The organism is Bradyrhizobium sp., assembly GCF_049512235.1.
In the GTDB taxonomy this organism is placed as follows: Bacteria; Pseudomonadota; Alphaproteobacteria; order Rhizobiales; family Xanthobacteraceae; genus Bradyrhizobium.
The window spans coordinates 1-6,207 of record NZ_JBEKXH010000382.1 but is presented as its reverse complement, the minus strand read 5'-3'; the positions used below and the strand labels follow the sequence as shown (position 1 = coordinate 6,207).

Sequence of the window (6,207 nt, the reverse complement as noted above, 5' to 3'; positions counted from 1 at the left end):
AGAACGGGTGGTCGAGGGCCACAGGTTTTTGCGATCATGCTCAACTTGCTTTCCGCGACGGCGTGAGCGGCAAGTCCAGCTCGACCCGGTCATGCACCACTTTCGGCGTGATGCGCCCGCGCTCGCCACGTTCGAGGCGGACCAAGCCGTAGCCTTCCATCGTCCGCAATGTCCGCGACAGATTGGATTTGGCCCTGCCGGTGATGCGTGCCAACTCGTCGAGCGAGCTTGGCGCCTTCTCGGCGATGATGCGCAGCAGCTCGCGGTTGCCGGCCGACAGAACCTTGGCAAAGGACTCGGTCGAGGTGAACCAGACCTTCGGCTCGTCGGGCGCGATGCGGCGCTGGCCCCGCGCCACCGCTTTGGTGCGAGCCTTCATCCCCTCGTAACTGTTGATGCCGACTTTCAAGGTCGTCATGGGATCACTCCTCTTTCACGCAACACGGCGTCTACCGTGGTCCAGAAATCGTCGAGCAGGTCGCGGCGTCATGGTAGTCGTACGCCCTGATCGTCCGAAGACGGTGGCGATGGTCCTGCGGCCCGCCCCGCTTCTGCCGCGCCACCGGATGGGCGTTGTCGAAGCCGATCAGCCGCTCACCATCCGGCCCGTGCAGCGTCAGCGAGTAGTCGATGCCGTGTGGCTTCTCCGGCGACGCCGGCACCCGCGTCACGACGAACCGCACCCAATGGCCACCCTCCGGATCGACGACGAGCACCTCCCCGTCGAGGTCGAGCCGGAGATCGAGGGTCGGATCGCGCGGCTCCATCACCATAGATGGTTATCAGATTGAAGCAACTCAATCAAGCGCGCCGCGAGCCGTCTCTGATACAGCGGAATAGCGCCCCGATCACTGATATTGTTGAAGTGCCCTAGGAAGCGCATGTCAGGGAGCGGCTGGGGGGGTGCAAAAGCTCAATCACTTCAACCGTGATCCATCTCTCAGGTTGCGGTTTCGAGTGATGAAACGGGACAACTCTTCATGCCGTGCCTGCGGCGCGAGCCCTGCCTTGAAGCCGGGACTCTCGCTGCATGTCGATCGCCACGCTCGACGCCTGGTTCGACCGCATTGCCGGCGCGGTGCATGCGTTCGGCGGCGAGGTCCTGAAATTCATCGGCGACGGCGTGCTGGCGATCTTTCCGGTGGTCGGGGATGAACCGGCCGGTGCGTGCGAGGCCGCGCTGCGCGCGGTCGCAGCCGCTCGCGCCGGAATGGCGCATCTCGACGCCGCCCGGCAACGCCAAGGGCTGGCGCCGCTGCCGTTCGGCGTCGCCCTCCATCTCGGCGAGATCCTGTGGGGCAACATCGGTGCCGCCGACCGGCTCGATTTCACCGCGATCGGTCCCGCGGTTAATCTCGTCAGCCGGCTGGAAGGGCTGTGCCGGCCGCTCGATCGCGCGGTCCTGGTTTCCGGCGCGATCGCCGCCGCAACAAGGGCGCCGCTGATCCCGCTGGGAATGCACGCATTGCGCGGCATCGCCGCGCCATGCGCCGTCTTCACCGTGCCGGAGAATTGAGCCGCTCCGCAGTTCGCGGGGCTCTTGTGAACTCGTTTCGAAGCCACTTATGATGGTCGGGCCTTCATGGGGAGTAGCCGGGATGAAAGCCACGATCAGCGCGGTAGTCGCAACACTCTGCCTGGTCGCGTCGTCGTCGTCGACCAGTGCCCGCGGTCCCTACGGTTCCATAAATCTTGGCAACTGGCACGGCGGCGCCTACACCGACGACAACAGCGGATTGTTCACTCATTGCGCGGCCGGAGCTACCTACCAAAGTGGCATTTATTTCGTCGTTTCCGTCAGCGGCGATTTTAGTTGGAGATTGGGCTTCGCGCACGAGAACTGGCAACTAACCCCCGGTCAAGGCTTTCCGCTCGCCCTCACCTTCGACGGTCAGGCGGCCATCAACGTGCAAGGGATGCCTATCGGTTCGCACCTTGTGAACGTGGAGATGCCGGCAAATTCCGCCCTTATCGCGCAATTCCGAAAAGCAAAGGTCATGACGGCCTTTGCGCAAAGTCAGCTGTTTCAATTCAGCCTCAACCAAACGGCCCAGCTTCTGCCCTCGCTGGCCAATTGCGTCGTCAGTGTCAAGAAAAACGGGATAGCCAATGCCGCCGAGTTCGCAGTTTCTCCTCCAAAGCAGACAGCTGCAAAGGAAGTCGTTGCGACCGCGGCTCCGCCGAAGCCCGCCAGGACCGTCGAACAGACGGGCACTGGTTTCGTGGTCAGCAACAACGGACATGTCGTAACCAATCAGCACGTCGTCGATGGTTGTGTCGGAGACATCCAGGGCAACTTGAGCGGCGAGGCTCCCATCAAGCTGCGTCTCGTCTCAAGCGACGAAACCAATGACCTTGCTTTGCTGCAAGCACCGAGCCCCTTCAAGGAAGTCGCCACCATACGAGATAAGCCGATCCATCCGGGCGACAGCGTCGTGGCGATCGGTTATCCATACCACGGATTGCTGACATCCGACTTCACGGTGACCACGGGGATCGTAAGTTCGTTGAGCGGCATCCTGAACGATACCCGCTATTTGCAGATCAGCGCCGCCGTTCAGCCCGGCAACAGCGGCGGTCCGCTCCTGGACTCTGGCGGCGTAGTGGTCGGAATGGTTGCCGCGAAATTGAATGCCATTAAATTTGCAAAAGCAACCGGCAACATACCGGAGAACATCAATTTCGCGATCAAGACCGGTGCCCTGAGAGACTTTTTGGATAACAGCGTGGTGGGGTATCAGGCTGCCGATACCAGGAATGAACTGAAGACGTCCGACATCGCCCGGAATGCGCGCGCATTTACGCTCTTGATTTCTTGCACGGCGACGGAGCAGAACGCCAGCGCGAAAAAATCGGATGACTGAGAAGCTTGTGCCTTTCATGCGTGTGCGTGTAAACCAGGGACCTTGTTGCGCGTCGCGCCATGGTGACTTTCAAGGAGGCATGCGACCATGTTCGCTCCCCCGCTAGCAAAGCCAAAGGCCATGCAGCTGAAACGCCCGAAGGCGATGGCGCAACGGGCTGACCATTCTGCGGTCAGTCAGGCGCAGATGCTTCGGCAGAGCATCGGCAACCGCAATCAGGCGATGTCTGGGCTTCTGGCTCCATGCGCGACCGCGCTGCGGAACGCGCCGGAGGTGCACGAAGGGATGGCCCACGCGGCAGCGTCTTCGTGGGATTTCGGCAAAATCCCGGTATTTTCTCCCGATGGCGCGGAGCGGTTGCAAAACCCGCCGCCTTTTCCGGCGCTTCGTTATCCCATTTCCATTCAAGCGAAACTCAAGATCGGCGCTGTCGATGATCCGCTGGAGCATGCGGCGGACCGCGCCGCGCACCAGGTGATGCGGACGCCCGAGCCGCGACTCCGGCGCATCTGTGCCTGCGGTGGAGAGTGCCCCAGATGTCAAACGGAGAAACCGGATCAGGCTCCTGCGCACTTGCGGACCAGTCATGTCGGGTCAGGCGACCTGGAATCGACTGTAGCACCGCCGATCGTCCACGAAGTACTGCGCTCACCCGGCCAGCCGCTTGATGCGGCGACGCGCGCTTTCATGGAGCCGCGTTTCGGCCATGACTTCAGCCGCGTCCGGGTGCACACCGATGCAAGGGCGGCGGCCTCTGCCGAGGCGGTCCATGCGCGCGCCTACACCGTGGGGTCGAATGTGGCATTCGGCGCCAACCAGTATGCGCCGGCCAATGCGCGGGGGCGCGAACTCCTGGCGCACGAACTGGCGCACACGATTCAGCAGCAGCGCTCGCCAGGCTCGACCGCTTCAGGGATCGGTCTGGCGCGTAAACCGGCCGACGCCGACAACGACGATGAACCGGACTCGAAGCCGACCGCGCGGCCGGACATGGACTTGTCGAGGTTTGCCCCCGGAGGCTTTACGGATGAGGAAGCCGACAAGGTATCTCGGGAAGCGGAGCAACGGCTCAAGCTGGGCTCGTTGGCGCTCGATCTCGCGGAGAAACAAGCCCGAAGGCGCGCGTTCTGGGACAGCAATCCGTCCAACAACGATGCTGACGTCACGGAAGCGTTCGCTCTCGACCTCTATTGGGACCCGAAGGAAGAAGGGTTCATTCGACAGCCCTATGTGGACAAGATGGAAGCCGTGGTCTTGGCGGATCCGGAGGCCCGTCTTCTCTACAACAACCGCCTTTGGGACCTCACCGAAAACAAGCCGGAAGAGAAATCGCGGTTCAATAGAGCCGTAGGCTTCGTCTGCGAGCACACCGAACCGTGTTCGAGTAACATCGAGCAATTTCGCCGGGACCGCGACAGCGGCATGTCGCGCGATGAGGCGCTCAATCGCGGGATGGCCCGGCTTGTGGTTGCCGCGGAGGTCGTGGCGCTGCCAAGCCCGGGCCCGAGCGGGCCGATCGAGGTCGGCCCGGGCGGCAGACCCACCGGCATGCCATCCAACGTGCCCGCGACCGAAGGCGCCGGAGTGGGCGGTGCGGAAAAGCCGGCGCCGCCGACCTCCAAACCTCTCTTGACGACCGGCCCAAAATCGGGGGAGCCGCCGGCGGGCGGAGCCGCGCCCCCCGCGGCCGTTCCCGAGCCGATCACCGACGAACCGGCCACGAACCCGATTCCGAGAGGCGCCGAGGTCGGCGAGCCGGTCGGAGACTACCGGATCTACGGCGAGAAGGGGCTCAAGGGCAAGACCTTCGAGCGCGAGATCTGGGGACTGAAGAGCAATCAGAAGCCGACGACAGATATCGGCGTCGGTCCCCTGCTCAAACTCTTCAAGAACCTGATGGCTGAAGCCAGAGCGGCCGGTGCGGACCAGCTTCGAATTGTCGGCCGGGTGGTCCGCAACGAGAATATCCTCAAGATGAAGGGACTGGTCGAGAAATATGGCGGGACGTTCCGTCGGGTCGACGCGACGACGGTGGAGATCGAGATCCCGCTCTCCAAGTGAGATCCGGCGTCGTTGCGGTTCACGCCTGCCGCCTGGTCCTCATTCATCGCCACGTTCTGAAACCGCGTCGATGAAAGCCTGATCCTCGCGCGCACGGGCGCTAGTGGCGATGGCAACCGACTGGCGATGGGCTTCGGCGCGGAAGGTTGGAGCCCGCACGTCCGGCACCCAAATCTGGATCGGGCGCAGGCCCTGCCGGCGCAAGCGCGCACGATGGGCCCGTACCTTGACGCGCGAGGGCTTTGTCTTCGGTGCCGAGGCCATGGTGGATCCCAAATTAGGTTAGATGTAACCTATCGTCAGCGAAGCCGATCGACCAGAAGTTTCGTCTGGCAGGATCATGATTCCTTACTTGGCGCATGGCGGTCCTGATCAATGGGTGCCCGCGCGACCGGGATATTGATATTGAGGGTGCAACGGCAAAGACGTAGTGCTCATCATCGCCTGCGCCGCTCCCTCACACATGCACCGCGCTGCGGACGCGGCCGACATTGCCGAATACGCGCAGATAGCGCTCCACTTCGGAGGGATCGCCGGTGGCTTTTTCCGGATTGTCCGACAATTTTACCGCCGGCCTTCCGTCGACAGACGTCACCTTGCAGACGATCGAGATCGGATCGAGATCGACCGAGCCGTCGGGCGTGCAACCGACGAAATCATTGGTCAGGTTGGTGCCCCAGCCGAAGCTGACCCTGACCCGGCCGGCAAAATGACGGTAGGTTTCCTCGATCGATCCGACATCCATGCCGTCGGAAAACACCAAAAGCTTTTCTCTGGGGTCGCGGCCTTTCTGTTTCCACCAGCGGATGATTTCCTCGCCGGCGGCGATCGGCGGCGCACTGTCCGGTCGAAAGCCGGTCCAGTCCGCCACCCATTCCGGGGCATCCCTGAGGAACGAGGTGGTGCCGAAGGCATCGGGAAGCGCGATCAGGAGATTGCCGGCATAGGTATGGCGCCATTGATCGAGGATGCGATAGGGCGCCCAGCGCAGCTCGATGTCGTCGTTGGCCAGCGCCGCGGCCACCATCGGCAGTTCATGGGCGTTGGTTCCGATCGCTTCCAGGTCATTGTCCATCGCCAGGAGCACATTGGAGGTGCCGGTAAAGGAGGTGCCGAGGCCCTCCTTGACGGCCTCGACGCACCAGCGCTGCCACAGGAAGCCATGGCGGCGGCGGGTGCCGAAATCGGACAACCGCAAGCCCTCCAGCTTGCGCAGCCGCTCGACCTTGGCCCACAACTTCGCCTTGGCGCGGGCGTAGAGCACATCAAGCACGAAACGGCC

General features: G+C 62.8%; 6 protein-coding genes and 1 pseudogene. 3 read left to right on the top strand and 4 right to left on the bottom strand.

Translation table 11 applies throughout. The annotated features are described in order from the left end of the window. Positions 1-40: 40 nt before the first annotated feature. Complete coding sequence (locus ABSG20_RS26990; protein WP_423867535.1) at positions 41-418, bottom strand: HVO_A0114 family putative DNA-binding protein; 378 nt, start codon at positions 416-418, stop codon at positions 41-43. A gap of 31 nt (positions 419-449) precedes the next feature. Then, positions 450-773, bottom strand: a complete 324-nt coding sequence (locus tag ABSG20_RS26985) for a toxin-antitoxin system TumE family protein (protein WP_423867534.1) — start codon at positions 771-773, stop codon at positions 450-452. 263 nt (positions 774-1,036) lie between these two features. Between ABSG20_RS26985 and ABSG20_RS26980 the strand changes: the two are divergent. From ABSG20_RS26980 to ABSG20_RS26970, 3 genes and pseudogenes are all read left to right on the top strand, one after another. Beyond that, a pseudogene (locus ABSG20_RS26980) lies at positions 1,037-1,516 on the top strand (adenylate/guanylate cyclase domain-containing protein); the annotation flags it as partial. Positions 1,517-1,598: 82 nt separating this feature from the next. Then, positions 1,599-2,864 (top strand): S1C family serine protease, encoded by a 1,266-nt coding sequence (locus tag ABSG20_RS26975; RefSeq protein ID WP_423867533.1) that lies wholly within the window; start codon positions 1,599-1,601, stop codon positions 2,862-2,864. Between the two features lie 87 nt (positions 2,865-2,951). Further along, positions 2,952-4,925, top strand: coding sequence for an eCIS core domain-containing protein (locus ABSG20_RS26970; protein ID WP_423867532.1), 1,974 nt, complete (start codon positions 2,952-2,954; stop codon positions 4,923-4,925). Positions 4,926-4,964: 39 nt separating this feature from the next. Here ABSG20_RS26970 and ABSG20_RS26965 read toward each other — a convergent pair whose 3' ends face one another. Then, complete coding sequence (locus ABSG20_RS26965; RefSeq protein WP_423867531.1) at positions 4,965-5,189, bottom strand: antitoxin MazE family protein; 225 nt, start codon at positions 5,187-5,189, stop codon at positions 4,965-4,967. Positions 5,190-5,382: 193 nt separating this feature from the next. Next, positions 5,383-6,207 (bottom strand): beta/alpha barrel domain-containing protein (locus ABSG20_RS26960; RefSeq protein ID WP_490338341.1); only part of this gene is annotated, 825 nt, incomplete at its 5' end.